This window comes from Rhodococcus sp. T9N (assembly GCF_024436645.1).
Taxonomy (GTDB): Bacteria; Actinomycetota; Actinomycetes; order Mycobacteriales; family Mycobacteriaceae; genus Rhodococcus_F; species Rhodococcus_F qingshengii.
Map to the genome: position 1 here is coordinate 1 of NZ_JAMSKS010000082.1, position 25,879 is coordinate 25,879.

Annotated in this window: 22 protein-coding genes and 2 pseudogenes; 12 read left to right on the plus strand and 12 right to left on the minus strand. The window is 62.2% G+C overall.

Annotated features, from left to right (window positions below; all coding sequences use genetic code 11):
- Positions 1 to 433 precede the first annotated feature (433 nt).
- The 5 genes and pseudogenes from M1L53_RS34835 to M1L53_RS33905 form a co-directional block, all read left to right on the plus strand.
- Positions 434 to 955, plus strand: a complete 522-nt coding sequence (locus M1L53_RS34835) for a transposase (protein ID WP_315974192.1) — start codon at positions 434 to 436, stop codon at positions 953 to 955.
- Positions 849 to 2,111, plus strand: a complete 1,263-nt coding sequence (locus M1L53_RS33890) for a site-specific integrase (RefSeq protein WP_042448088.1) — start codon at positions 849 to 851, stop codon at positions 2,109 to 2,111. The genes M1L53_RS34835 and M1L53_RS33890 overlap by 107 nt, the downstream gene beginning before the upstream one ends.
- Positions 2,108 to 4,594, plus strand: a complete 2,487-nt coding sequence (locus M1L53_RS33895) for a site-specific integrase (protein WP_236737408.1) — start codon at positions 2,108 to 2,110, stop codon at positions 4,592 to 4,594. Before M1L53_RS33890 ends, M1L53_RS33895 begins: the two co-directional genes overlap by 4 nt.
- 56 nt (positions 4,595 to 4,650) lie before the next feature.
- Positions 4,651 to 5,540, plus strand: a pseudogene (locus tag M1L53_RS33900) (IS110 family transposase); the annotation flags it as partial.
- A gap of 13 nt (positions 5,541 to 5,553) precedes the next feature.
- Positions 5,554 to 6,457 (plus strand): annotated as a pseudogene (locus tag M1L53_RS33905) (IS256 family transposase); the annotation flags it as partial.
- 107 nt (positions 6,458 to 6,564) lie between these two features.
- On the opposite strand, the gene M1L53_RS33910 reads toward M1L53_RS33905, so the two are convergent.
- The 10 genes from M1L53_RS33910 to M1L53_RS33955 form a co-directional block, all read right to left on the minus strand.
- Positions 6,565 to 6,699 carry a hypothetical protein gene (locus M1L53_RS33910; RefSeq protein WP_261949441.1) on the minus strand — a complete coding sequence of 45 codons (135 nt, stop codon included), beginning with the start codon at positions 6,697 to 6,699 and terminating at the stop codon, positions 6,565 to 6,567.
- Positions 6,699 to 6,959 carry a hypothetical protein gene (locus tag M1L53_RS33915; protein ID WP_209907595.1) on the minus strand — a complete coding sequence of 87 codons (261 nt, stop codon included), beginning with the start codon at positions 6,957 to 6,959 and terminating at the stop codon, positions 6,699 to 6,701. The genes M1L53_RS33910 and M1L53_RS33915 overlap by 1 nt, the downstream gene beginning before the upstream one ends.
- A gap of 370 nt (positions 6,960 to 7,329) precedes the next feature.
- The gene (locus M1L53_RS33920) at positions 7,330 to 8,085 is read right to left on the minus strand and encodes a TatD family hydrolase (RefSeq protein WP_209907597.1); all 756 of its coding nucleotides are present in this window, start codon (positions 8,083 to 8,085) and stop codon (positions 7,330 to 7,332) included.
- A complete protein-coding gene (locus M1L53_RS33925; RefSeq protein ID WP_209907606.1) occupies positions 8,082 to 9,365 on the minus strand; it encodes a queuosine biosynthesis protein queC in 1,284 nt (427 codons plus the stop codon). Before M1L53_RS33925 ends, M1L53_RS33920 begins: the two co-directional genes overlap by 4 nt.
- 5 nt (positions 9,366 to 9,370) lie before the next feature.
- Positions 9,371 to 10,246 carry a hypothetical protein gene (locus M1L53_RS33930; protein ID WP_209907608.1) on the minus strand — a complete coding sequence of 292 codons (876 nt, stop codon included), beginning with the start codon at positions 10,244 to 10,246 and terminating at the stop codon, positions 9,371 to 9,373.
- A complete protein-coding gene (locus tag M1L53_RS33935) occupies positions 10,236 to 11,981 on the minus strand; it encodes a P-loop NTPase fold protein (protein WP_209907614.1) in 1,746 nt (581 codons plus the stop codon). Before M1L53_RS33935 ends, M1L53_RS33930 begins: the two co-directional genes overlap by 11 nt.
- Positions 11,982 to 12,291: 310 nt before the next feature.
- Positions 12,292 to 12,837, minus strand: coding sequence for a hypothetical protein (locus M1L53_RS33940; RefSeq protein ID WP_222671169.1), 546 nt, complete (start codon positions 12,835 to 12,837; stop codon positions 12,292 to 12,294).
- 115 nt (positions 12,838 to 12,952) lie between these two features.
- Positions 12,953 to 14,239 carry a hypothetical protein gene (locus M1L53_RS33945; RefSeq protein WP_209907623.1) on the minus strand — a complete coding sequence of 429 codons (1,287 nt, stop codon included), beginning with the start codon at positions 14,237 to 14,239 and terminating at the stop codon, positions 12,953 to 12,955.
- A gap of 35 nt (positions 14,240 to 14,274) precedes the next feature.
- Positions 14,275 to 15,537, minus strand: coding sequence for an RNA polymerase sigma factor (locus M1L53_RS33950; protein WP_209907625.1), 1,263 nt, complete (start codon positions 15,535 to 15,537; stop codon positions 14,275 to 14,277).
- Between the two features lie 45 nt (positions 15,538 to 15,582).
- Positions 15,583 to 15,927 carry a YciI family protein gene (locus M1L53_RS33955; protein ID WP_021334696.1) on the minus strand — a complete coding sequence of 115 codons (345 nt, stop codon included), beginning with the start codon at positions 15,925 to 15,927 and terminating at the stop codon, positions 15,583 to 15,585.
- 232 nt (positions 15,928 to 16,159) lie between these two features.
- Here M1L53_RS33955 and M1L53_RS33960 point away from each other — a divergent pair, with 232 nt between their 5' ends.
- Positions 16,160 to 17,767, plus strand: a complete 1,608-nt coding sequence (locus M1L53_RS33960) for a cytochrome bc complex cytochrome b subunit (RefSeq protein WP_372461207.1) — start codon at positions 16,160 to 16,162, stop codon at positions 17,765 to 17,767.
- 99 nt (positions 17,768 to 17,866) lie between these two features.
- On the opposite strand, the gene M1L53_RS33965 is transcribed toward M1L53_RS33960, so the two are convergent.
- Positions 17,867 to 19,087: an FAD-dependent monooxygenase gene (locus M1L53_RS33965; RefSeq protein WP_209907627.1), complete on the minus strand. Its 1,221-nt coding sequence runs from the start codon at positions 19,085 to 19,087 to the stop codon at positions 17,867 to 17,869.
- Positions 19,088 to 19,176: 89 nt separating this feature from the next.
- On the minus strand, positions 19,177 to 19,506 hold the full coding sequence (locus M1L53_RS33970) for an antibiotic biosynthesis monooxygenase (RefSeq protein ID WP_021334645.1): 330 nt from the start codon (positions 19,504 to 19,506) through the stop codon (positions 19,177 to 19,179).
- A 357-nt stretch (positions 19,507 to 19,863) separates the two neighbouring features.
- Here M1L53_RS33970 and M1L53_RS33975 point away from each other — a divergent pair, with 357 nt between their 5' ends.
- From M1L53_RS33975 to M1L53_RS34000, 6 genes are all read left to right on the plus strand, one after another.
- The gene (locus M1L53_RS33975; RefSeq protein ID WP_047269924.1) at positions 19,864 to 20,340 is read left to right on the plus strand and encodes a PhzA/PhzB family protein; all 477 of its coding nucleotides are present in this window, start codon (positions 19,864 to 19,866) and stop codon (positions 20,338 to 20,340) included.
- 40 nt (positions 20,341 to 20,380) lie between these two features.
- A complete protein-coding gene (locus M1L53_RS33980; protein ID WP_261779125.1) occupies positions 20,381 to 21,580 on the plus strand; it encodes a 3-deoxy-7-phosphoheptulonate synthase in 1,200 nt (399 codons plus the stop codon).
- Positions 21,577 to 22,203, plus strand: coding sequence for an isochorismatase family protein (locus M1L53_RS33985; RefSeq protein ID WP_209907635.1), 627 nt, complete (start codon positions 21,577 to 21,579; stop codon positions 22,201 to 22,203). Before M1L53_RS33980 ends, M1L53_RS33985 begins: the two co-directional genes overlap by 4 nt.
- On the plus strand, positions 22,200 to 24,065 hold the full coding sequence (locus M1L53_RS33990; protein WP_209907636.1) for an anthranilate synthase family protein: 1,866 nt from the start codon (positions 22,200 to 22,202) through the stop codon (positions 24,063 to 24,065). The genes M1L53_RS33985 and M1L53_RS33990 overlap by 4 nt, the downstream gene beginning before the upstream one ends.
- 272 nt (positions 24,066 to 24,337) lie before the next feature.
- Entirely contained in the window at positions 24,338 to 25,246 is a 909-nt protein-coding gene (locus M1L53_RS33995) for a PhzF family phenazine biosynthesis protein (protein ID WP_261949442.1), read from the plus strand.
- The gene (locus M1L53_RS34000) at positions 25,239 to 25,868 is read left to right on the plus strand and encodes a pyridoxal 5'-phosphate synthase (RefSeq protein WP_261949440.1); all 630 of its coding nucleotides are present in this window, start codon (positions 25,239 to 25,241) and stop codon (positions 25,866 to 25,868) included. The genes M1L53_RS33995 and M1L53_RS34000 overlap by 8 nt, the downstream gene beginning before the upstream one ends.
- Positions 25,869 to 25,879 lie beyond the last annotated feature (11 nt).

Genomic DNA, 25,879 nt, shown 5'->3' on the forward strand with positions numbered 1-25,879 from the left:
CACCTTCGAAGGACGCATCACCCTGAACGGTAACTAACCGACATCAAGGTCGGATCCACCGTTAATCGGACACTCCCATTCAGATCGTCAAAAAGCGCCAACGTCGATTGAACGAGGTCCACAAGATCGTGTTGTCCTACTTTCTTAGGTGCGGGTTTGATCCGGTCATTCGTAAGATCGGAGAGCCCCTGGGAGCTGCGGGTATGGCTGTCATGTTGGTCCTACTTTCTTAGGTGCGGGTTTGATCCGGTCATTCGTAAGATCGGAGAGCCCCTGGGAGCTGCGGGTATGGCTGTCATGTTGGTGCGGCACGGACTGCTTCAAGGACATGGCCACCCGCAGCTTCTGCAACGACTCGACTGCTGATTGAGAATCGCGAGCCATCGCTGCTGTAGGACTGAGCCGGGGAGGTCGTTGCCAGGGAACCGCACGGATGGAGCAGATCGATCGAAGGGTGAAGCTGGTGCCGAACAAGTTGTGGGCTGGAATCGATATCGGTAAAGAGCATCACCACTGTGTGGTGATCGACGAGGCCGGTCAGCGGTTGTTCTCGAGCCGGATCGCTAACGACGAGACCGCGTTGACGACTCTGATCGACGAGGCACTCACGCTGGCAGCTGGTGGCGAGCTGTTGTGGGCGATCGACCTCAATCGAGGAGGTGCTGCCTTGGTGATCGGACTGCTCGCCGCCCGCAGTCAGCCAGTCGCGTACCTGACCGGCCTGATGATGCACCGGGCCGCGGCCGGGTACCGAGGTGAGGGAAAGACCGACCTGTTGACCGAACTACCGTGTCGGCCTTTCCGAAGATGCGTGCGGGGCTCGACTGGGCTCGCTAGGTTCGTTTCTCATGACCAACGACAGGGACGTGCCGCGCGAGTTGTCCGGACTGGTGGTCCCGGCGCTGGGGTTGCTCGAGGCGACGGAAGATCTGTTCGAGCCGTATCGACTCGTTGACGGTGATGGCACGGTGGTCGCGCCGGTAGCGGCGTTCTTTGCCGAGTTGGCGGCGTGCGGGAGACCGGCGACGACGCATCGTTCGTATGGGATGGATCTATTGCGCTGGTTCCGGTTCTTGTGGGTGCTCGAGGTGGACTGGGACCAGGCGACTCGAACCGAGGCACGTGATTTTTGCCGTTGGTTGCAGATCGCGGTCAAACCGGCGCGACCGCATTGGCGTTATCCCGACGGCGATGCCCTGCAGTCGGGTTTGCAGCAGGCCTCGTCGGGGTCGAATTCGTTGACCGGCAAGGCCATTCGCGGTGACCGGTACGAGGCGGCGACGGTTGCGCACTGTGAGAGCGTGTTGCGGGGCTTCTACGACTTTCACCTGGAGGCAGGCACTGGGCCGATGGTCAATCCGTTCCCGTTGTCTCGGCACCGCCGCGAAGGTCGGGCGAATGCGCACCACAACCCGATGGATCCGTTCCCCGGGCAACGCAGCGGCCGGTATCGCCCGAAGGTGGTGACGCGGGCGCCGCGCTGCATCCCGGACGACCGATTCGACGAGTTGTTCGCGCAGCTAGGTTCTCATCGCGACCGGGCACTGGTCGCATTCTGGGTCTCGACCGGGGCGCGGGCCTCGGAGTTGTTGGGCGCCAAGGTCTCCGATGTCGACCCTGGACAACAGTTGATCACCGTGATCCGGAAGGGAACCCGGGTGTTGCAACCGTTGCCCGCCGCACCTGACGCGTTCGTGTGGCTTCGGCTGTATCAGGCGCAGCTGAACGGTCTCGTTCCGTCCGGCCGGGACGAGCCGTTGTGGTGGACGCTGCGGCGCCCGTTTCGGGCGCTACGCTATGACGCGGCACGGGCGATGTTCACCCGCGCCAACGCAGCATTGGGTTCGAACTGGTCGCTGCACGACCTTCGCCACACCGCCGCGTATCGGATGGCTCGCGACCCGCAGGTGCCGCTGGCCGACATTCAATGGGTGATGGGCCACGCCAACCTGTCCACCACACAGCGCTACCTGAATCCGGTGACCGAGGAAGTGATCGCCGGGATGCTCACCTTCCATTCGCGTCGCCGCGACCGTCCCCCGGACGCACCGCCAGCTCCGGAATACCGCGCCGAGAGTCTGCAGATTATGTTCGGCAAGGACGCGACGTGACCTCCGCCAGCGGCCAGAGGATCTGGACGCCAACCGTTGACGCCCCGCTGGCAATCACCGAGTCGGCGAATCCGACCGGGGCGCAACTGCTCGCTTCGTTCCCGCCCCGGCCTGTCGCCGTGTCGTGGTCGGCAACCGAGCCGAGCCGCTCCGAGGTACTCGGTCGGGTCCTGTCCGCGCCGTTGGCGTTGGACAACCCGAACAGCCAACAGACTCGGCGGCTGGGGATCCTGGCGGTGCTGAGCTGGCTGCAGACCCAGTCCGGGGACAGCTGGCAGCAGCGGTGGCGGGCCAGCAGCGCGGAAGAGCAGCGGGACTGGCGGGATCTGGTCAGGCCCGACACCCTGCGCGCGAAACCGTTGCCGCACTTGAGCCCCGGGCTGCTGGTGCTGATCTGTGCCGATGTCATCCGGCCCAGTCAGGAGTGGTTGCTGCGGTTCGCGCCGGCGCGCCGCAACCTCGCCACCGAGATGGCCCGCACCCGGGACCCGGGAGCCTTCGCCGCACTCGCCCAGTTGTGCACGGATGGCGGGGTCGGACTGCAGAGCGGGCAGCAGGCACTGACCCGGATCGCGGTCATCATGGCCGCCAAGGGCGGCTCGGTCGACGCGGTGCGCGTCGGCGACTGCGTTGAGCTTCTCGGGATCGCAGCCCGCATGCGCGCCACATCCGAGGCTTACGCCCACAGCCCGTTGTTCTACCAGCTGCTGCGCGCGCACGGTGTCCTGAGCGAAGATGCGCCCGCCGCCATCGAGATGTTCTCCGGCCGCGGGCAACCGAGCTGTGAGCAGCTGATCGACCGCTACCGGATCGCCTGCCGGCCGGTGCGGGACGTGCTGGTCGATTACCTGCGGGAACGTCAGCTGTCGGTGGACTTCTCCTCGTTGCAACGCCTGGCTTACCTGCTCGGGAAGTTGTTCTGGGCCGATCTGCAGGCCCACCACCCTGGCATCGACTCGCTCACACTGCCTCGCGACGTCGCTGCGGCGTGGAAGCAACGCGCGCTCACCCGCACGAGGACCACCCACGACGGTGAACGGGTCGATGTCGCCTCGGCGCGACTGGACGGGCGCAGCGTGCTCACCGCGGTGCGAGCCTTCTACCTCGACATCGCCGAGTGGGCCGACGACGATCCGGCCCGATGGGGGCCATGGGCGGTGCGCTGCCCGGTCAGCGCCAGCGACGCCTCCCACAAGAAAGACCGGTCACAACGAAAGTCCCGCATGGACGCCCGCACCCGCGAACGGCTCCCGGTGCTGCCAGCGCTGGTCTCCTGGGTGGCGGCCGAACGCACCGGCGCCGCCGAGTTGCTCGCAGCCGCCGAACGCGCCAGGCCAGGTGAACTGTTCACCGCCGCCGGGGCGACCCTGCGCCGGTCGCAGATGAAGACAGAAACCACCGGCCGAATCTGGGCCGAAGATCCTGAGAGTGGACCGCGCCGCGATCTCAGTTTCGAAGAACACCGCGGGTTCTGGACGTGGGCTGTGGTGGAGGTATTGCGCCACACCGGAATTCGTATTGAGGAACTGACCGAGCTGTCCCACCACAGCCTGATCCAGTACCGGCTGCCGGCCACCGGCGAGCTGATCCCGTTGCTGCAAATTACCCCGTCGAAGACCGACACCGAACGGCTGCTGGTGATCTCACCCGAACTCGCCGACGTGCTGTCCGCGATCATCGCCAGGATCCGTCTCGGCCAGCCGCACGTGCCGCTGGTGGTCTCCTACGACAAGAACGAACGCGTCTACAACCCACCCATGCCGCTGTTGTTCCAATGGCACCGACGACTCGAGAACCGTGCGGTATCGGAGAGGGCGCTACGCCAATATCTCGACCACGCGCTGACTGCGATCGGCGTCAAAGACGCCAGTAATCGCCCGCTGCGCTACACCTTCCACGACTTCCGTCGACTGTTCATCACCGATGCGATCACTCACGGGATGCCGCCGCACATCGCCCAACTCGTCGCTGGACACCGTGACATCAACACCACCATTGGATACAAAGCCGTCTACCCCGAAGAGGTGATCAACGGTCATCGAGCCTTCATCGCCCGCCGCCGCGCGCTGCGCCCCAGCGAGGAATACCGCACCCCGACCGATGAGGAATGGGCGCAATTCGTCGGCCACTTCGAACAACGCAAGGTCGCCGTCGGCGACTGCGGCCGCTCGTACGACACTCCCTGCATCCATGAACACAGCTGTCTGCGCTGCCCGCTTCTGCGCCCCGACCCCGCCGCCCGACCTCGCCTCGAGCAGATCCGGGACAACCTCCTCGCCCGTATCGCCGAAGCCGAATCCCACCGCTGGTTCGGCGAGGCCGAGGGCCTGAAGGTCAGCCTCGTCGGTGCCCGCGCCAAGCTCGCCGAGATGGATCAGATCGCCGCCCGCCGCAACAGCGCGGTCACCTTGGGAATCCCCAGTTTCGCCGATTCCGCCGGCCGCACCATCACGACCCCGCTCAGCCATCAACCTCATCACTGAACTCGTCGAACAAGATTCCAACCCTCAAATTGCAAGATCATTTTTAGTTCGGAGAAGATGCCCGCGATGCGTTCGTCATCGCCGACCAGGCCGCGACCTCGGCCTGCTGCGGCCTGGCGATGACATCGCTGTAGACCTGCGCATCTTGACTGGTCACCGCCTCGATGTGGTCTTCGACCGCACCCGGCAGATCAACCGCCTGCGGGCACAGTTGCTCGAGGTCTGTCCAACGCTCGAACGTGCCCTGACCCTGACCAACCAAGGGCCTTTGATGCTGCTGACCAGGTACCAGACGCCGAGCGCGATCCGCCGCGCCGGAGTCGCCAGAATCGAAGCATGGCTGCGTAAGCAGCACGTCCGCGGCGCAGCGGCATTGGCACAGAAAGCCTCGGTAGCGGCCGCGCAGCAGAGCATCTCGCTGCCCGGGGAAACGGTGGCCGCGCAGATGATCGCCCGACTTGCGCAGGCGGTGATCACCCTCGACGCGGAAATCGCCGAACTCGACACCGCGATCGAGGAACGATTTCGCCGACATCGCTCCGCCGACATCATCGTGAGCCTGCCCGGTTTCGGTCCACTGCTGGCCGCGGAATTCCTCGCCGCCACCGGCGGCGACATGGCCGCGTTCACCAGCGTCGACCAACTCGCAGGATTCGCCGGCCTGGCACCGCAACCCCGCGATTCCGGACGGATCAACGGGAATCTGCGCCGTCCCCGGCGATACCACCGAGGTCTGCTGCGGACGATGTACCTCTCCGCCCAGATCTCGACCCGCCGAAGCGCACAATCGCACGCCTTCTATCACCGCAAACGCTCCGAAGGTAAAACACACAAGCAAGCCGTCCTCGCCCTCGCCCGCCGCCGCGTCAACGTCCTGTGGGCCATGCTCCGAGACAACACCATTTACCATGATTCACCTCCCGCCACGGGAGTCGTTGCTGCTTGACAACAAGATTGAGATGTCCTTGTACGCGAAAGGATTAACGATCGGTGAGATCTCCGCCCACTTCGCCGAAATCTACGGCGCCTCGGTGCCCCAAGAGACCATCTCGCGGATCACCGACAAGGTCCTCGAGGAGATGCAGGACTGGGCTGCCCGACCACTCGACGAGGTATACGCGGCGATTTTCGTCGATGCAATCGTCGTCAAAGTTCGAGACGGGCAGGTCGCAAACCGGCCGATCTACGCCGCGATCGGCGTCAGCCTCGACGGACACCGCGACGTGCTCGGATTGTGGGCCGGCACCGGCGGTGAGGGCGCCAAATTCTTCGATGAGCGTGCTGACGGACATTCGCAATCGCGGCACCCGGGATGTGTTCTTCCTGGTCTGCGACGGATTGAAAGGCCTGCCGGAAGTCGTCGAGAACGTATGGCCGGCCACGACGGTACAAACGTGCGTCGTGCATTTGATCCGCAACACCTTTCGGCTCTCGGGACGTCAACACTGGGACGCACTCAAACACGATCTCAGACCGATCTACACGGCACCGACCGAGGCTGCCGCTCACGCGGGGCTGGACGATCTCGCCGAGCACTGGGGTGAGAGGTATCCGGCGATCATCCGATTGTGGACCAACGCTTGGCAGGAGTTCATTCCGTTCCTCGATTACGACACAGAGATACGGCGAGTGCTCTGCTCTACCAACGCGATTGAGTCCCTCAATGCCCGTTATCGGAGGGCGGTGAAAGCTCGTGGCCATTTCCCTACCGAGGGGGCTGCGCTGAAGTGTCTGTATTTGGTGACACGTTCGCTCGACCCGACAGGCAAGGGCCAGGCACGATGGATAACGAGGTGGAAGCCCGCTCTGAACGCGTTTGCGATCACGTTCGCCGATCGTTGGCCGGGATCGGAAACTTACTGATGGAAAACCGCCGAAACACCGTTAAAGAGATAGACCCGCCGGGAGAGTGCTGGCGGTGCTTCTCGTGCGATGAACGGCGTAGCGGCCCGCATCGAGCACCGGTGTTTCTAGTGGTGTTGTGCTTGGGTGGCGATGTATCTGCCTCGCTCTTTGATGAGGTGTCTGAGGTAGATCATCGCGATGACAGATGCGGCGCGGCCGAGAATGCCGAAAGGCACACTGAACGTGACCACGTCCGTCATCAGTGTCTTCCCTGTTCGGTGGACTCGAAGCGGTGCTCGTGTGTGAACATCGTGAAGGGGCCGCGGACTTGTTCGTCCACGAACAACGTCGGCCGAAGGTACGAGGTGATCTTGCTGGTCATAGACCAGGTGAAACCTAAGTGACGGCCCGAGAATGTCACTTCGTCGTTCATCTTGAGTATTGCTTCAAGGAAATGTCGTGCCCCATCGAGGACTACCGCGATCAGCTCAGCCGGGAGCGTCAGCAAGGTTCTGTCCATCAACAACGCTTCACAATGACGAGGTTCCCCTTCCTACTCACAGGGGCAGACGAGATCATCGTTCTGCGATACCAGTGGGTCGTCGACCGCTTTTTCGGACAGATGCTCTACTGGCCGACCTTCTTTTCGGACAGATGCTCTACTGGCCGACCTTCGCCGGACTACCCGGTTTTCGACTCGGACGCGATCCGAAACCTGGATCGAAAGCTGAGTCCTTCAGCGCTGGAATGAACTACGTATTCGAGCGAACCGTGGGAGATTCCCTCGCCAACATCGTGCGAAACAGATAGCACCCCCAACCATCACCCAGGGACATGTCATCACCCCAGTTTCAGAGGGGGCAAGCGGATGAACTCAGGGAAGCTCGCAGTTAGAGATAAAGTAGTCGGTCCGCGACTGCTTCAGGCAGGCGCTCGATGGCTCCTGTCTGCTCGCTCAGCGTCCGCAGGTTCCACCATGTTGTCGCTCGGACCTCGTCCGGTGAAACTCCCCAGGCCTTGCTCAGCAAAAGTTCCGCACGCTCGATGTCGGCGGGCTTTCGGGCACGTACCTTCCGTGCTGGAAAGTCCGTTTCGCAGAGCACTCGATCTCGCGGTAAGAGCCTGATTTGTTCCAAGGTCATCGCGGCGTTGACGGAGAAAAAGGAGCCAGCGCCTATCGCACGTTGAGTGTCGGTTGCATCGCCGGTGAACCAGTGCAGGATGGCCCCTCTCATCGATGAGTCGTACAGATGGCTTACCACTTCCGTTGCGGCTCCGGTGCTGTGGATGGAGACGAGTACTGGTTCGTCTCGAACGATGGTCAGGATCTCGTGGAAAATGGCGCGCTGGCGCGTCCAGTCTCCGCCGCGTCGGTCCAGCCCTACTTCGCCGACCAGCGCGAACGAGGGAAGAAGCTTTCGGAATTGATCGGGGTCCCAGCCTTCGCGGGATGCTGCCACACCTGGGTGTACACCAATGCCCCAGATCAGGGTGCTGTTGCTCTGGTTCCTCACCTGGGCTGCTTCGGTGAGGCTCCGCGTCATCGCGAACACCACGGCCTCCCCCAATGCGGCGATCTGCGGACGTGTGACGTCGGGAGCGATGTGTGCGTGTGCATCAAGCGCGGGAAGTGGCATAAGGGTCATGTGAGGTCCACCTGTCCGAGTTCGGCAAGGCCCCGATGTGCGAGGTCTTCGATAGCGTCGAGGTCCGCGTCAGGGGGCCAAGTCCCAGCGTCGATCGCGCCGTCGTCGATCCCGCGTGCTGTGGCGTAACTGATAGCGGCGCGGTCACTGTACCGTCGCTCCAAGAGTTCATCGCGCCCCGCCGGGGTCAGGGTATCGGCGAGATAGATGGTGTGGTCGGTGATTCCGGCCGCGATGAAGGCTCCTTTGCGTGTGACGCAGGCGTAGCAAAGTCCGCAGTTCAAGGTCGAGTTGCCGCCCTTGATGCGAGCGCCATCAAGCTTGCTGCACGACACGGTTAAGCCCGCAATGTGCTCCCAGCCGGTTGGCGGATCGTTGTCGGCGACGAGCCGCATTTCTTCGCCCTTGGTGTAAGCGGCGAACGGGTTTCTCACCGAGATGTCCAGGCCTATGTCTTGCAACAGGGTGTTGATTCGATAGAAGGTCTCGGGGTGGGTTGACCTGGTGGAGAGCGCACCGGCCCGATTAGGGTGCAGCGGGAGGTTCAGGCTGGTGAACCCGTTCTCCGGGACCAAGAGCACGGAGGCGTTTCGCCTTGCAGCTGTTGCGACCCCGAGCGCAACGAACAGCAGCGAACGGCTGCGGCTGGAACTCTCCTTCTTCTGCCCGACCTGAGTGAATTCGATCTGCGTGTAAGACGGGGCAGAGGGATATGAGGATTGCAGCCACTGGCGAATCGTGTTCTGAGCGTGCCGGACAGCGGTCGCAGTGTCGTAATGGCCGACGAACAACGGCGCTTTATCACCGGTACCCAGCAAGTGGAGGGCACCGAGGTAGGAGTCCAGGCCGCCGCTCAGAAGCGCGACGGAGTCTACTGATCCCGAATCTTCACTGCACGCCGGATCGGGTTTCGTCGTCTGGTCCTGCACCAGCTCCAACTCCCAGGTGTCTCCGGTGAGCCAGCACAGCAACTGCGCAAACTGATCCGCGGGTCCGCCCTCCCACACAGAGGGGTCACAGACCTCGACCGTCAGATCGAGACGTCTGGTAAAAGACGCGGGCCTGTCGGAGAGGCGGTCCACCGCATAGGCGGCACCGGCGAGCCGGACGAGGTCAACAGCCTGGTTCGGGAGGTCTCCGAACGTCGGGAGCCACCAGCCAAGGCCGCTTTGAATCGTGTCCGTTTCGCCGGGTGCCATCGGCCATCTCAGCCGGTGGTGCGTCGCTGGGGTGCCAGTGGAGGAGTCCTCGCTGGAGACGTAAAAACTGGTCTGTGGCATGTCGGTTACCTTGCTCGAAGGACGCGGACGGCTCGTTGTGCCAGATCGGCTGCGGCCTGGTGCAGAGTATTCGCCCTCAGCGCGGGGGTGGTGTCGATGTCGAGGCCACGCACTTTCGCCTCGATCCAACCGCGCAGCATGCGCTCTCGGGTGAGGGCTTCGGCGCCGTCCAATGTTCCGTTGGTGATCTGGTTTTGCAGCTCAACGAGCCCGAGCTGGAAGATGTAGGCGCTGACAAACCCTTTTATCGCCTCGCTAGCAGTGGGTGCTTCCGCGTCGGTTGCGACGATCTTCTTGACCTGTTCCGTGGCGGCCTGCCGGATGGCGCGATCGTCGGGGTGCCCGTCGTCTCCGATCATGAGAGTGACCAACCTGCTGATACGAGCGCGTGGGCTGAGGCCATCAAACTCGGCGAGAGAGAGCCCGTAGTCTGCCAAGCCTTGGGCGTCGCGGTTGCGGAGCGCATACGCGGCGCCGATCGTTGCGCCACCCCGGGACGCCCCGCCGATGACTTGGCGAGAAGACCTGCTCCCGGACCTGCCAGTACCTGCCGATCGGCTGGTAGATCCGCCGCCGCCGCCAGCTCCCCCCGCGCCGGCACCGCGACGCCCAGGAACTCGCGGTCGCGGGATCGGCGGAACACTGTTGCCTTGCGATGAGGGGTCATCCCGCCACAATGCGTCAGCAAGTGCCTGTCCGACCCGATCAAGGTCGGGCTCGGGCCGGGCAGAATCAGGATCGAGCGGAGCGTCCGGAGAACCATTCGGATCGGTCGCTCCGTCGCCTTCGCTTGCGTCGGTATCGCCCAGACCACTCCAGGCGTCACGGAAGTCGTTCCACTCGGTCGAGTTGCTGCCGCCGTAGGCTCCACTAGTTCCCACGGAGGTCCTCCACTTCGTCGCGCGCAGTTTGTAGGGTCGAGGGGTGCAACGTGGCGTCTGCCGCTGCGCGACGGACCAGCGCGATCAGCGCGGGGCGGCCGCTGCTCGCGAGCTCGACGATCGCGCCCGGCGTCAGTCGAGTGCCCCAGCAGTGCGCTGCGATTGCAGTGGCGGCCGCATCATCGAGGGCATTGTTCTTGCCGACCCAGAGCACTGCGGCACGGACGACTGCTTCGGCGTCCTCAGTGCGTTTGCTCGCGGTGATTAGGACGTCGAGGGCTGCGAGCTGCTCGTCCTGCCCTCGCTCACAAAGGGTGTCGGCTGCAACATTGCGGGCTGCTTCGCTCTCTCCGAGCAGGGCATTGATGAGGTCGAGTACGTCATCCGATACCTGAGCGCCCATGCTGACGTTTATGAGGCTTGCAGCAAGGCTGATATAGGGGTCGAGGTCCTCCTCCCGCAATGCTGGCGAGGATGCTGCCCACTCTCGTGTCGCTTCGTCGATGCCCTCCGGGAGCGCGGCCGCCTCTTCGTCTCCTGCTGGGTTCGCCCACGACTCCCAGCGCATAAGCAGATCCTTACGAGCTTGAGCCGACACGCCGGCCAAGGTGTTGAACGAGGATCGGTAGAGCTCTTCGAGTAGCAGCATCTTGATCATCACTGCTGGCGCCACGGTGACGCCGCGTGCCCGGGCGATGGACTCGCGGACGCCAAAGGCGTTAAGGAACCGCTTTATCTGGCGCGGGTTCGAGCGGCGATCCGCGCTGAGGCCTTCAGCAAGTTGAGTCGCGAGCGAGAGATCCTCCGGATTCGGCGTCGCAGGCAGCGCTCCGAGATCGTGAAGCAGCGGGGCCTGATTCGCGTTTCGTCGAGTACGCACGTGATCAGCAAGTGCACGTAGTTGCCCAGCGTCCATGGAGCGACCGGCGATCAACAGCCCGATATAGGCCTCCGCGTCGGCGGCTGACAGACGAGGAAGCGTGATCGGAAGCTGGACGATTTTTTCCAGATACCGTTTCGCGAACACATCCCCTCGTCTCGCTCCGTCTAGGCTTACCGAGATCGCGTCGCGCACCATGTCCTGGTCTGCCGCGAGGACAAACACCATCTTTTCAGTCGAGAGGAACAGCTTGATGGCTTCGAGGGTGGCGGTCACCGCATCAGGCAGACACCGATCGAGGTCATCGACGAGGACTACGACCCGCTGCACATCAGGAATCAGCGCGAGCAGTTCCTTGTAGGCGCCGTTGAAGCCGGCCATCGAGTCCGGTCCCGCCGGGTCCTTCGGCCGGAAGATGTCAGCGATCTCCTGCGGGTCGACTTGAAAGGTCAGTGCTCCCTTGGCGATCGCAACTGCAGCTCGGCTCCAGCTGATACGCCCCAGCAGCTCCTTCGCTTTGTTCGCGACGCTCTCCTTGACACCTTCGTCCGTGATCTGAGATTGGATCCCGTGGAGTATCTCGGAGATCAGGGCGCCTTTGACGTCGTCCTGGTCGTCGTACGCCCACGGGTTGGTGGACACGACAAAGCACGTCCGGTCGCCTTTGAATGCAGCTTCGATGAGTTTGAGTATCGTTGATTTGCCCCCACCCCACGGGCTCTGCACGGACAGCGTCAGCGGGTGGATGTGATGCTCACGTACTGCCGAGACGATCGGATCTACCACCGCGTCGAAGCCGAGAAAATCCAGACTGCTGGGGTTGTCGTCCCACAGCCGGATCCGGGGGGAAGTCACTGCCATTACCGCCTCGCTCTCTGGCGATGGCTCGGCTGCGCGAGTCGCCTTAAATGATGGTGCATGCCATGCGAACTCTATGATCGCGCACGCCGATGGAAACTATCGAAGACACGACGATCAGGGATCTAAACAGGACTCTGCTTCTGCCGTGTCCTCGCCAACTCCGCAGATCCTCAGTTTCCCGTCGGCGTACTTCCCCGGTTGCCCCCTATTTTTTAGAAGGTCCTTGAATTTAGGGCTGCGACTTCCGCCGCTACACCCACAGGTCTGGAACGCGAGTTCTAGCCACCGAATTGTCGCGTGCACTTTATCCCGCAGTCGAGTGTTCCCCGAGCGTGTAGGCAAGTGCCGTGAGTAGTCCTGCCACTATGAGAGCGACAACGAATGAAACGGATGAGGGGATCCATGAGGCGATACGGTTGAGTCCGTCGTATCCGAATGCCGTTACACCGCTTGAGGTTGCCGCAATCGAGGAACCTCTCCAGATCCATTCGCTCGGGGTTTCACCCGTGACGAGTTCCGCGAATGAACGGTGAACAAGGTACTGCCCGAGGACGACAGCGCCACTCGCTGCCAGGCAGACCAGTAGGGACCCACCTGCTCCGGGTAGGTGGCGTACGAAATATGTCAGGGTGCCGGTGAATCCGAGGAATGCTGCGGCTGAGAAGAGGGCCGCGCTGAGGTAGCAGCCCAGCTCGTTGTCTCGGTACGGTGTGCGATCGATGTCGATCGCGACGAAGATCGCGGCGACGATTCCGACGAACAGCACGCCGGTCAAAACCAGTAGGGCGGTCCATCCCAGCCAGTTCCAGTGCGACCAGTCCGCGTAGTGGTTGACTGCCACTTCTTGCATGAGAGATACCACTCCATTGTCGGTGTCGTACGTTGAGTAATGTTGTGTTGGAGTATATTTCGATGCTTCGAGCACCACTGTTGAGGACTTCCCGCCGTCGATCAGCGGCAGCCTTTCAAGCGATGTGACCGTCTTGGCCTGAGAAGCAACTCCAGCGACTTCGGCTAGCCAGCGCCGTAGGCGTCAGTGTGGAGTTCGGCCGTAGCTGGGTCAGTTGCGCTCCAGTGTCCGCGCCAGCGGGTCGCTGGAGGCGCGAAGACCTGTCCGTTGCTTTGATCGGCGAACACATCTCCTCGGCTTGGTGCAATTTGACGTAGCGCGCGGTCAGAGCGGTCAGGCAACTGTTCAGTTGGACCGGATCAGCGCTGTTGTGTTCATCACGGAAGATTGCTTTGTCTTCGTCAGCTATGAGTGGGTGGGCGTGGACCATCTGCCACGGTGTGGCCGTGGTGACGGTTCCGCGGGCATCGAATTGCCGGCAGTAGAAGTTGTTGATCAATCCTGCACGCGCGCGCCAGATCTCGTTGAGGAGGTCGATGGCCGCGTTGCTGGTGCAGTGTTCGGTGGGTGCAGGAACGTCTTGGGCTTGACCGGTTTTCGGGGTGTGGGGTGTACCCAAGCGTAAGTAGAAGTCGACGTTCTGTTCTACGCACCAGTGCTCTATCCGTGCGGCGAGTTGTTCATCGGATGTTGTCGCTGTCAACGCTTCGATTGCGAAGGGAAGGTCGTGTCCGATCGAGGTCAGTGCCGCGCCCAGTGCATCGGCTTTGCGGTAGTCGAAGGAACGGTACGTCGTCCATCGTGTGGCGGTAGCTGTGCTGGTGAGGGTGACGATCGAGGATCTGTCTCCGTGGTGGTGGATCGTGGCTTCGATGTGTCCTGGTGCTGCTGAGGGCTGAGAGACGAGACGGCGGATCGGGGCGTCAGCGGCTACGAGCGCATGTGCCGGGCATAGGTTCGGGTGGGTACTGCGTGCACGCTCTGCGGCTAGGGTTCTGTCCACAGTCGCCGACGACATGCTCAACAACTGTTCTGTAGTTGCCGTCCCCGAGGTGAGGTGGCCGTGACGGATGAGTGCGTCGACGAGCGTGGGAAGCGCTGGGACGAGCCGCTTTCCGGTCGGCATGTCGAGAAGTTTCCAGCACCAGGTAAGTAATTCCACTGTCTCTGGGCTGTACTTCAGCCGTGATCGAGGTTGCGGGTCGACAGCTCTGGGGGTGGTGGTCCATTTCAGCACGCGGCGAGCGTGGCTTCGGTGCCATCCGGTGCGGGCGCACAGTTCGTCGAGAAGCACACCTTTGGTTCGCTTGTCCGCGCTGGCGTAGGCAAGGGCGATGTCTTCGACGATGCGCTGGTGGTTGTGCCCGCGTGCAGGTTCTAAGCGCTTGTTCGTTACCGACATTCAGGTCCCCTCCTGTGTTGGATCTGTCCTCCTATCTAGTTGTCGGATACCGAACGTCCCGAATCGACAGTTTCCGAAAGAATTTTTCGTTGCTGTTCGAGGAAGCGACGCTCGACATCGTTTTCGACCAAGATCAGGGCTTCGTCGAGAGCGCAGAGAGCTTCTTTGATGTTGCCGAGTCTGCGGTGCATGTCAGCTCGGGCTGCGGGCAGGTAGTGGTAGCCGGAAAGTTGGTGGTCGGTACCGAGAGGATCCAATGCCGCGAGGCCTGCTTTGGGACCGAAGGCTTCACCGATGGCGATGGCACGGTTGAGCGCGACGACTGGTGAGGGCCAGATGGTCACCATCTGGTTGTAGAGGTCCACGATCCGGATCCAGTCGGTTTCGTCCCATCTACCGGCTTGGGCGTGCACTGCGGCAATGGCTGCCATCAGTGCATAGCGGCTCGGGGGGCGCTGTTTCATCGCGTGGCGGGCCAGAGTGAGGCCCTCGTGAATTGCTGTGTGGTCCCAGAGTTGGCGGTCTTGTTCACTCAGTCGCAACAGTTGGCCGTCGCTGTCGGATCGAGCTTCGCGGCGGGCATCGGTCAGCAGGACCAATGCGAGGAGCCCTGTCGGCTCGGATTGGTGCGGTAGCAGCTCGTGCAGTAGTCGTGCCAGGTGCAGCCCGCGTTCAGTGAGATCCCGTCGTTGCAGCTCTGATCCGGAGGGGGCGGTGTGGCCTGTGGTGAAGACGAGGTGGATCACATCGACAACCGCATCGACCCGGCTGGCGAGTTCCTCTGCGGCTGGCTCGCGGTAGGGGATTCCGGCGGTAGCGATCTTCTTTTTGCCGCGGGTGATGCGTGCTGCCATCGTCGATTCCGATACGAGGAAGGCTCGTGCAACGTCCGGTGTGGAGAGCCCGCAGACCAGCCGCAAGGTCAGAGCCACGCGTGTGGAGACGGGTAGTGCTGGGTGACAGCAGGTGAAGATCAACCTGAGTCTGTCGTCGGGGATGTCTTGGTCGTCGAGGTTGTATGCGTCGCCGACGATGAGCAGGGGAAGCTTGGTGTCGAGCAAGTCGCGGCGTCGGATGAAATCGATGGCCCTTCTTCGCGCCACAGTGGTCAACCACGCGACGGGACTTTCGGGTACGCCATGTTCGGCCCAGTTGGTCAGGGCCGAGGCGTATGCCTCCTGCGCGCATTCTTCGGCGAGATCGAGGTCGAGGGTTGTTCGAGCCGCTGCGGCGAGAACGTATGCCCATCCCGTTCGGTGCGCGTCCGCGATTGCAGCGTGAACGCCAACTTGGTGCATCAGCTCGGTCCCCCTGTTGCCGTGATCCATCTGTTGCACGCGCGGTCAGATTCCGCGGATCGGACGTACTTCGATCCCGCCGAAAGGCGCCGGCAATTCGCGGGCGATGACCAGGGCGGCATCGAGGTCGTCCGCTTCGATGACGAAGAATCCGCCTATCACCTCCTTCGCTTCAGCGAACACCCCGTCGATGATGGTGACGCCGTCCCCATCGCCGCGGCGGAGACTGGTGGCGGACGAGGAACTGTGCAGCCTCCGCGACTGGGTCACTACATCGGCGTGATCGGCGAGGAATGCCTGATAGCGCGCTTCGAGGGCTCCGGGATCTTCTCGTTCGCATCGTTCGATCTGTTCTTCGTCTTCGTGAACCAACAGTAGATATTCCGGCATGCCCGCTCCCCTATTTCGCATTCAGTTGAGTTAACTCACTCTATATATGTCGAACGACAGGAAGCCGAAATCGACACTCTGGCCAATCTTTTCGCGAACCTCTTTGGTGATGCGACGACACGGTTTCGGGCAGTACTACAAGGTGTAAGACTATTTCGGATTCCAGTGTGCCGACTCATGTCTCGTTTCAGAGTCGGCGCTTTCATCTCGCTCCAATTTTCGGGAGGCGATTGTGAGTTCCCTCGTCAGCAGGGTCGCAAGCAGGCAGGCCGATGAGGTCGATTCGCGCTTTCACCTGGCACCAGGACTACGCCGTCAGATCAACAAGGTATTCCCCACGCATTGGTCCTTCTTGCTCGGCGAGATCGCCCTCTACAGCTTCGTGGTGTTGCTCATCACAGGCGTGTTCTTGACGTTGTTCTTCGACCCCTCACAGGCCGAGGTCGTCTATCAGGGGGCGTACCAACCGCTCAACGGGGTGGTGATGTCGCGTGCATACGAAACCTCACTCGATATTTCCTTCGAAGTGCGCGGTGGGTTGTTTGTCCGCCAGGTTCACCATTGGGCCGCACTGATGTTCGCGGCGTCGATGATCGTGCATATGGCGCGCATCTTCTTCACCGGTGCGTTTCGCCGACCCCGTGAAGTCAACTGGGTGATCGGATCCTTGCTCCTCATTCTGGCGATGTTCGAGGGCTTCTTCGGATACTCTCTGCCGGATGATTTGCTCTCCGGTACCGGATTGCGCTCGCCGCTCGGTGGAATCACGATGGCCATACCCGTCGTCGGTACATGGCTGCATTGGGCCATCTTCGGTGGTGAGTTCCCGGGGACGTTGCTGATCCCGCGGCTCTACGTCATGCACGTGCTCATCTTTCCGGGTTTGATCCTTGCTCTTGTCGCAGCGCACCTGGCGATTGTCTGGTACCAGAAGCACACACAATTCCCGGGGACTGCACGCACCGAGAACAATGTCGTCGGCGTCCGAATCCTTCCGGTGTTCGCGGCGAAATCGGGCGCCTTCTTTGCCCTCGTCTTCGGGATACTCGCCGTGATGGGTGGCCTGTTGCAGATCAATCCGATCTGGGTTCTGGGCCCATACAACCCTGCGCAAGTTTCTGCAGGCTCCCAGCCCGACTTCTACATGATGTGGACCGACGGTATAGCGCGCCTGATCCCGGCCTGGGAAATCTATCTGTTCAACCGGTACACCATTCCCTCGGCATTCTGGGTTGCACTCGCAATGGGTGCGGTGTTCGTCCTGATGATTGCGTATCCGTGGATCGAAAAGCGTTTGAGCGGTGAGGACAGCCATCACAATCTTCTGCAACGCCCCCGCGACGTTCCGGTGCGTACGGCAATCGGGGCGATGGCGATTGCCTTCTATGTCGTGCTGACGATTTCCTGTGTCAACGACCTCATCGCGCTGAAATTTCACATATCGCTCAACGCGATGACCTGGGCGGGACGAATCGGTGTGATCGTCTTGCCAGCGATAGCGTATTTCGTGACTTACCGGTTCTGCATCGGCCTGCAGCGCAGCGACCGCGCGGTCCTCGAACACGGCATCGAGACAGGCATCATCAAACGCTTGCCGTCAGGGGCCTATCTGGAAACGCATCAGCCGCTCGGACGCGACGGCGAGGCGTTGGATTATCAGGGAGCGGCAGTTCCCAAGCGGATGAACAAGCTCGGCGCCGCGGGAAGACCCTATCCCGGTTCACTTTTGGGTCCGGACCCTGAGGACGAAGTTCAAGCACTGAACCGCGCGGAGGAAGAGTCCGAGCACGAACTTCTTGCCACTCTCAGTCAGCGCCAGATCACCGGATCGGCCGACTAACCGCACGCAAACGACACTGCGGGGCGCTCCTGGAATCAGGGGCGCCCCGCAGTTCGGCATGGTCACGGCTGGCCATACGTCGAGTGCTTCTTGCCGGTTTTACCGTGCGGTGGAGCGGTCGACCACAGTCCTGTATTCGGTGGTGATTTCACGAAGGCGCCGGGCTGGGGCGGCCGCAGGATCGCCGGCGCGGGAGGCTGTCTTCTTCTCGGACTCGTTCATCGCCCGATTTGCCTCAACGATGCTTGTTGTCGGGATGATGCGCATCGCTTCGTAGGATCGCAGTGCCGAGACCGGGTCGGTTGCCCGTGTGAAGCACTCTGCCAGTGCGCCGGCGTCGATGATCGCCTGGGATGCTCCGTTGGCCCCGATCGGGTACATCGGGTGCGCCGCATCGCCGAGTAGCGTCACCCGGCCGGAGCCCCAGTGACTCAACGGATCCCGGTCGACCATCGGGTACACGGAGACCTGCGGAGAGCGGGCTGCCAACTCTGTCAGGTCGAACCAGTCGAAATCCCATTCTGCGAGTGCGTTGACGAGTCCGGTGCGCTCGTCTTCGCTCGGGCTTCGTCTGTCGGAGGGAGTCAAGCAGACCCAGTTGAGCAGGGTCCTCCCCTCTACGCTCGCTTGTTCGCTGCAGGGATACGCCACCAGGCGAGTGCCCGTGCCGTCGTTGGCGATGATCATTGTCACGCCGTCGAGAAAGATGTACGGCAGGTCGGCCAATCCTCGCCACATGGTGGTTCCCGCGACGCTGACCGGCGCCTCGTCAGGATGAAGCCAGCGCCTGACGGTCGAGTGCAGCCCGTCAGCTCCGACAAGGACGTCGGTGTCGAGTATGCGGCTTCGGCCGTCCGAGTTCACGACGGTCAGTTGTATCGCCGTCTCGCCGCTGCCAGAGATGTTGGACAGCCGGGCGTCGGAGTGCACGGCTCCTGGCCCGAGTCGCTCGGTTACCGCGTCGAGGAGCATCATCTGCAGGTGACCCCGGTGCACGGAGTACTGCGGATAGTCGTGGCCCGCTGCGATTCCTCGGGGTTCGGTCCACAGGGTCCGACCGCGATGGTCGACGTATCGATGAGCCTGTGTGGCAACGCCGATCCTCGCGAGCTGATCGGCCAGGCCCAGTCTGGACAGTTCGGCGATCGCGGTGGGCTGGACGTTGATCCCGACGCCCAGGGGAACGATCTCGGGTGCGGATTCGAACAGCGCAGCCTCGTGGCCTCGCTCGTGCAGGGCCAGAGCGGCGGACAATCCGCCGATCCCGGCCCCGGCGATACTGATCGGGGGGCGTGTCGTGGTCAGGTCTTTGCTGGCCATCGCTGTAGTCCTTTCGGGTGCCGACAAAGAGAAGGCCCAGGCGGAACCGGTGGTTCCCGCCTGGGCTCTGTGGTGGATGTTGGTATTGATCAGGCCTGTGTCACCGAGGCGACCGAATAGGGGCCTGGTGCCGGGGTGGCAAGCTCGGCCGCCTTCTTCGCGAAGACCTGCGCGTCGGGATTGGTGGCCACGGCCTTGATGTCGTCAGGGCTGCTCCACTGGGCCAGGTTGACGACACGAGAACCGTCCCGGCTGGCGAAGAGATTCACCGAGATGAAGCCGGGCTGGTGCTTGATGACCTTCTCGGTGCCCTCGTTGAGGACATCGATCAAGTCCTGCTGCTTCGCCGGGTCCTTGAGTTCCAGAATGTTGATGAATGTTGCGACCTTGTCGCCTTCACGAATCACTGTCTCAGTCATGCCATTACGGTAATCCGCCGTTCCTGCGCTGGCTAGGGTTCGGGTGAGCCGTAGACAGCTTTCCGCGCCGAATACCTGTCCTCGCGAGCATCATTGGTGATTCATCAGACACGCTGGCGCGTAATCACTTGATTCGTCACACTTTTCGCGAGCACAGATCTGATGCAACGCTTGCGCGCATCTTCAGTGAGGCGTCATATCGTTGCAGATCTCGGAGCCATACTGTCATCGTTAGGGCGTCAGTTACCACCGAGTCAACGGCGCACCCGTTCGGATCGTGCGCACAGCGAATCGAAATCGTTGCCACTCAGTGATTTTCCGAGTTTCAGGCATGTGCACATTCCGAGAGGTCATGCGATGTACGAAGTTTTCGGCCCCGAGCAAGAGGCGGCACGTTCAAGGAATCGGAGCGTGGTCGCTCGTTATATGCAGACACGGGGCCTCGATCGGTTGAGAAGACACGAACTGTTCACCCAGGACGGCGAGGGCGGCCTGTGGACTACCGAGACCGGCGAACCGATCATGATCAAGGGAAGAGATCGACTCGCTGAACATGCCGTGTGGTCGCTCGAGTGCTTCCCGGACTGGTCATGGTTCAACATCGAGATCTTCGATACACAGGATCCCGATCGCTTCTGGGTCGAGTGCGACGGCGCCGGCATCATCCGATTCACCGGCTATCCCGAAGGCCGCTACGAGAATCATTTCATCCATTTCTTCCGCTTCGTGGACGGAAAGATCAGCCAGCAGCGCGAATTCATGAATCCCTGCCAACAGTTCCGGGCCCTGGGCATTGCGGTGCCGAACGTGATCCGCGAGGGAATTCCGACCTGACAACGACCGCCCCCAGCAATTCGACCTAGCGGAGTGATTCGTGATCCCCTCAGCATTGACGTCGATGGTGAATTCTCACCAGCCGCCGTGGCATGACCATCCCCAACTCGACCTCGTTCGCAACGTGCTCGAGACGACCACCGTCATTGCGAGTCCGGTCGAAATCGACCAACTCGCGCGACGCCTGCGCGCCGTTGAGGCCGGACACGCGAGCATTCTCCAGATGGGCGATTGCGCGGAAGACCCCGCGCACTGCACGCCCGACCACGTCCATCGCAAGCTTGATCAGCTCACCGCCAGCGCCGGTGCCGTGGCCACCCCTACCGGTCTTCCGGTTGTTCAGGTCGGCCGTATCGCCGGACAGTTCGCCAAACCTCGCTCCAAGGCAACGGAGACCATCGGTGATCGCGAAGTGGTCACCTATCGGGGCCACATGGTGAACCTGCCCGACAGTGACGAGGTCAGCCGGACGCCGGATCCGCTCCGGATCCTGATGGGGTACCTGACTTCTCGGCAAGTCGCTGCCACCATTGCCGGCTTCAACCGCGGGCGAGCCTTGGAAGATCGGGTATGGACCAGTCATGAGGCGTTGCTACTCGATTACGAACACCCCATGATGCGGCCGGGAAGCGATGAACGCACGTATCTGACCTCCACACACTGGCCGTGGATCGGCGAACGGACGCGCAACGTCGACGGCCCCCACGTCGCCACACTCGCTCACATCGCAAACCCCTCGGCATGCAAAGTCGGCCCCACCGCCACCGAAGACGATCTCGTAGCGCTGTGTTCTCGGCTCGACCCGTATCGCGAACCCGGCAAACTCGCCTTGATCACACGGATGGGGGCCCAACACATCCGTACTGGACTGCCGGCGCTGATGAATGCGGTCCGTGCGGCTGGGCACCGTGTGCTGTGGATCTGTGATCCGATGCACGGCAACACGCTCAGCACAGACGATGGCACCAAGACCCGAGTCGTCGACGACGTCATCGCCGAGATGGCGGGCTTCGTCAGTGTCGCTGACCAGACCGGAACCCGGGTTCACGGGTTACATCTGGAGACGACCCATCTGACTGATGTCAGCGAATGCGTCTGGTCGAGTACAGATCTCGCCTCCGCGCGGCCCAGTAGTTCGCTGTGCGATCCGAGGCTGAACCCGGAGCAGGCTGCTTGCGTCGTAGAGGCGTGGGGCGAAATGCTCGCACGACATTACCGAGTATCGGAGACGACGTCATGAGTCGTGATCTCACTGTCGAACCGTACCTGCTTCCCAGCCCAGGAGAGATGCCGGAAGCGTTGGTGGACTGGGATATCCATCCACGACAGGCAACTTTGCTCATCCATGACATGCAACGCTACTTTCTGTCGCCGTTCCCCGACGCGATGCGTTCGGAGATCGTGGGCAATGTTCGCGATCTGCATTCTTGGGCGCAGCGGGTAGGGGCGGCGACGGCTTATACCGCGCAGCCGGGCCGGATGAACGTCACAGATCGCGGACTGTTGCGGGATTTCTGGGGCCCGGGGATGCAGACCACGGATGCGGACCGAGCACTTGTCCCCGAGCTCGAACTCGGTGACGATGCATGGCCCTTCGTCAAGTGGCGTTACAGCGCCTTCCACCGATCCGACCTGCTCGCCCGCATGCGCGAGAACGGTCGCACGCAACTTGTCCTGTGCGGGGTGTACGCCCATGTCGGCATTCTTGCCACCGCCCTGGATGCGTACACCCATGACATCGAAGTGTTCCTCGTCGGCGACGCAGTTGCCGACTTCACCGCTGCAGACCACCGCCACACGCTCGAATACACCTCACGCTGCTGTGCACGTGTCGTCGCCACGAAGTGGGTGACCGAGCGATGAGTCCGCCGCTCTCGACCGATCTCCTGACCGAGATACTGGCCGGCAACCGCTCGGTGTACGCCCTCCTCTGCCGCGCCGATCCTGCCACCGGTGCTCGCACCGTCACAGCGTTGTCCGGGCAGCTCCGTCAGCACGAGCTGATCGAGGAAATATCCACGACCGCTGATGTATTCGTCCTTCTTCCCTATCGTCAGATACGCGAACGCGGCTATCCGGCTCACGATGATGGCGCCCCGCTGCTCGCCATCTACATCGACGAACAGCAGGACTACCCCCTGACCAGCGTGCTCGACAAACTCCCGCGCCGCTCCTTCGCCCTCACCGACGGGCACTTCGACAGCTCCGACGCCGACTACGAACGGAAAGTCGCAGCGATCGTGTCCGAGGAGATCGGCAACGGGCGCGGAGCGAACTTCGTGATCAAACGCGAATTCTCCGCCGAGTGCACGCCCTACAACTCGACAGTCCCTCTATCCGCGTTCGGGGAGCTCCTCGACAACGAACGCGGCGCCTACTGGACCTTTCTCGTGCACACAGAAGGTCTGGTACTCGTCGGCGCATCACCTGAACAGCATGTTGTCCTCGACAACGGCACCGCCGTGATGAACCCAATCAGCGGAACCTACCGCTATCCGCCCGGCGGGCCGACTCTGGACGGAGTTCAACAGTTCCTCGACGACCGCAAGGAAACCGACGAGCTGTACATGGTGGTCGATGAAGAACTGAAGATGATGTGTCGTATCTGTGAACCCGGCACCACTCGAGTCCACGGACCAGCGCTCAAGGAGATGGCGTGGGTCGCTCATACCGAGTATTTCATCGAGGGGCAGACGCGCCGCGACCCACGAGAGATATTGCGGGAAACGATGTTTGCGCCCACCGTGACCGGAAGCCCGGTAGAAAGCGCGACCGAGGTCATCGCACGCTACGAGACGACCGGTCGCGGTTATTACAGCGGTGTGGCGGCATTGATCACCCGCTCCGGTGGCGGGGCGCCGACTCTCGATTCGGCGATCCTGATTCGTACAGCGGCGATCGAGCCTGACTGTGGTCGTGTACGAGTTGCTGTGGGGGCCACGTTGGTCCGCCATTCCGATCCTGGGGCCGAAGTCTACGAGACCCATGCCAAGGCGCAATCAGTTCTGGCGGCATTCGGGCACAGCAAGCCCCATGCCAGCTGGAATCGGCACCCGATGATCACCACCGCCTTGGCGCATCGCAATGACCAGATCGCAGGATTCTGGTCGCCGAACTACCCCCACGACGTCCGCTCCCGGGTACTGGACGGGCGTAAGGCGCTCGTCGTGGATGCCGAAGACACGTTCACTGCGATGCTCGACCATCAGTTGCGCTCGCTCGGCTTGACGGTCACTGTGCGGCGATTCGACGACATGTACACCACCAGTGACCACGATCTGGTCATCGTCGGGCCGGGGCCCGGTGATCCCACAGACGTCGATGACGAGAAAATCGTGCACCTGCGAGCACAGATCGACGACCTGCTCTCGACGCAGCGACCGTTCCTCGCGATTTGCTTGAGCCATCAAATCCTGGCCTCGCGTCTCGGTCTCCCCCTCACCCGCAGAGCTGAGCCGAACCAGGGTAAACAGGCGCGCGTCGACGTCTTCGGGCAGAGCGAGAACGTCGGCTTCTACAACACCTTCGAAGCACGCAGTGCTCCCGGCCGGATCGATGTCGCGGGCGTCGGCCCGGTCACTGTTTCCGCGGACACGGCCACCGGAGCAATCCACGCCCTCGAAGGGCCTCACTTCGCGTCCGTTCAGTTCCATCCCGAGTCGATCCTGACAGTGAACGGCCCTCGCATCCTCGCTCACATGTCCGAAAGGCTGCTCTCGACGTGAAACTCGAATACATCATGTGGGACCTTCAGTCAGACGATGACCCGTCAGTGACCCACCTCAATGAGCTGACCGACACCGCAGCTGTCGATGCGTGGCGCTCGGTACCCGGTCTGGCTGCCAAATACTGGATCCACGATCGAGGATCCGGACAATGGGGCGCGATACTGATCTGGGATGACGATCGCCCCGCGGGAGCGCTCCCCGCAGGACCGGCCCTCGAACTCCTCGAACGAGAACGCGCGCACCGCAAGGACTTCTCGGTGCATGCCCTCATCGAGCATCGACCCGAAAGTTCTCGGCGGAGCCTCCGATACTGCGTCGTCGACGCATTCGCCAGTACGCCCCTCAGCGGTAATCCGGTAGCCGTGTTCTTCGGCGCCGACTCGCTCTCGGCGGAGACGATGCAGCGAATCGCCGCAGAGTTGAACCTCTCCGAGGTCACCTTCGTCTTGTCGGCTGACTCGGCAGAATCGACTGCGCGGATTCGCATCTTCACTCCCGTCAACGAACTCCCCTTCGCCGGGCACCCCATCCTCGGTACAGCTGCCGCGGTTGCCGCGCAGACAGGTGCGAAGGAACTCGCGTTCGAAACCGCGGTGGGTCTGATTCCGATGACCGCTGAGGCCGTCGACGACCACTTCCGCGTCACGATGGACCAACCGCTGCCGACGTGGTCGCCGATGCCTGACGCCGAGCAGAGATCACTGTTGGCAGCCTTGGGGCTCGACACAAGCGCACTTCCGATCGAGACCTACGACAACGGCCCACGTCACACGATCGTCACCGTCGACAGCATCGAGGCGCTCTCCGCTCTACGCCCGGACCACCGCGCATTGTCCGAGTTCGAGAACATGGCGATCAACTGCATCGCCGAAGACCTCGACGGAGTCTGGCGAAACCGAATGTTCTCTCCCGCGTACGGAGTGGTCGAAGATGCCGCTACCGGGTCAGCCGCCGGCCCGATCGCCATCCACCTCGCGCGTCACGGACGGATCGAATACGACCACGACCTCCGTATCCACCAGGGTGTCGAACTCGGACGACACTCCGTGATGCATGCCCGGGCGAGCCTCGATGCACGCACCCACGATCTCACCTCCGTGCAGGTCGGCGGCAACGCGATCACAATCGCTCACGCAACCTTGTACCTCGGATCCGATCGAGGCACCGATGATGAGTAGCCAATACGAAACCATCACCGGAACCGCTCGTCCGTTCCTGGAATATTCCGATCCACCACCCACGCCACTGGACCTGTTTCAGGCATGGATCGAGCAAGCCGAAATCGCCGGGGTCCGTGAGCCGCTCGCGCTGTCCCTGGCCACCACGGACAGCGCCGGCCGGTGTTCTCAACGCACGGTCGCCGTCACCGACATTTCCGCTAACGGATTGTCCTTCTCGACGCATACGACAAGCAGGAAAGCACGCGAACTGCAGACGAACTCGTGGGCAAGTGGCCTGTTCTACTGGCGCGAACTCGCCCGTCAACTGATCGTCTCCGGTCCCGTACTCAAACTCAACGCTGCGATCGCCGACAAGGTGTGGGACGAGCGCGCCGAACCCCTCAAACCCATGTCGAGGGCCTCGCATCAGAGCCTGCATCTCGGCGATCCCGAAGTACTGCTCGCACGCAGCGACAGCCTCGGCCTACGCACCAATCTCGCCCGCCCTCACCGTTTCGCCGTCTACCAACTCCAGCCGCATCGCGTGGAGTTCTGGGCAGCAGACCAATCGCGCCTACACCGCCGATTGCTCTACGAACGCAGCCCACGTGGGTGGACCGTCGATCGACTTCAGCCCTGAAACGCTTGTCC

Bases quoted from the DNA above. Each gene is read 5' to 3' on its own strand.
- M1L53_RS34835 (WP_315974192.1), top strand. From the start codon at position 434: ATGGAGCAGATCGATCGAAGGGTGAAGCTGGTGCCGAACAAGTTGTGG.
- M1L53_RS33890 (WP_042448088.1), top strand. From the start codon at position 849: ATGACCAACGACAGGGACGTGCCGCGCGAGTTGTCCGGACTGGTGGTC.
- M1L53_RS33910 (WP_261949441.1), bottom strand. From the start codon at position 6,699: ATGACGGACGTGGTCACGTTCAGTGTGCCTTTCGGCATTCTCGGCCGC.
- M1L53_RS33915 (WP_209907595.1), bottom strand. From the start codon at position 6,959: ATGGACAGAACCTTGCTGACGCTCCCGGCTGAGCTGATCGCGGTAGTC.
- M1L53_RS33920 (WP_209907597.1), bottom strand. From the start codon at position 8,085: ATGACCCTTATGCCACTTCCCGCGCTTGATGCACACGCACACATCGCT.
- M1L53_RS33925 (WP_209907606.1), bottom strand. From the start codon at position 9,365: ATGCCACAGACCAGTTTTTACGTCTCCAGCGAGGACTCCTCCACTGGC.
- M1L53_RS33940 (WP_222671169.1), bottom strand. From the start codon at position 12,837: ATGCAAGAAGTGGCAGTCAACCACTACGCGGACTGGTCGCACTGGAAC.
- M1L53_RS33945 (WP_209907623.1), bottom strand. From the start codon at position 14,239: ATGTCGGTAACGAACAAGCGCTTAGAACCTGCACGCGGGCACAACCAC.
- M1L53_RS33950 (WP_209907625.1), bottom strand. From the start codon at position 15,537: ATGCACCAAGTTGGCGTTCACGCTGCAATCGCGGACGCGCACCGAACG.
- M1L53_RS33955 (WP_021334696.1), bottom strand. From the start codon at position 15,927: ATGCCGGAATATCTACTGTTGGTTCACGAAGACGAAGAACAGATCGAA.
- M1L53_RS33965 (WP_209907627.1), bottom strand. From the start codon at position 19,087: ATGGCCAGCAAAGACCTGACCACGACACGCCCCCCGATCAGTATCGCC.
- M1L53_RS33970 (WP_021334645.1), bottom strand. From the start codon at position 19,506: ATGACTGAGACAGTGATTCGTGAAGGCGACAAGGTCGCAACATTCATC.
- M1L53_RS33975 (WP_047269924.1), top strand. From the start codon at position 19,864: ATGTACGAAGTTTTCGGCCCCGAGCAAGAGGCGGCACGTTCAAGGAAT.
- M1L53_RS33985 (WP_209907635.1), top strand. From the start codon at position 21,577: ATGAGTCGTGATCTCACTGTCGAACCGTACCTGCTTCCCAGCCCAGGA.
- M1L53_RS33990 (WP_209907636.1), top strand. From the start codon at position 22,200: ATGAGTCCGCCGCTCTCGACCGATCTCCTGACCGAGATACTGGCCGGC.
- M1L53_RS34000 (WP_261949440.1), top strand. From the start codon at position 25,239: ATGAGTAGCCAATACGAAACCATCACCGGAACCGCTCGTCCGTTCCTG.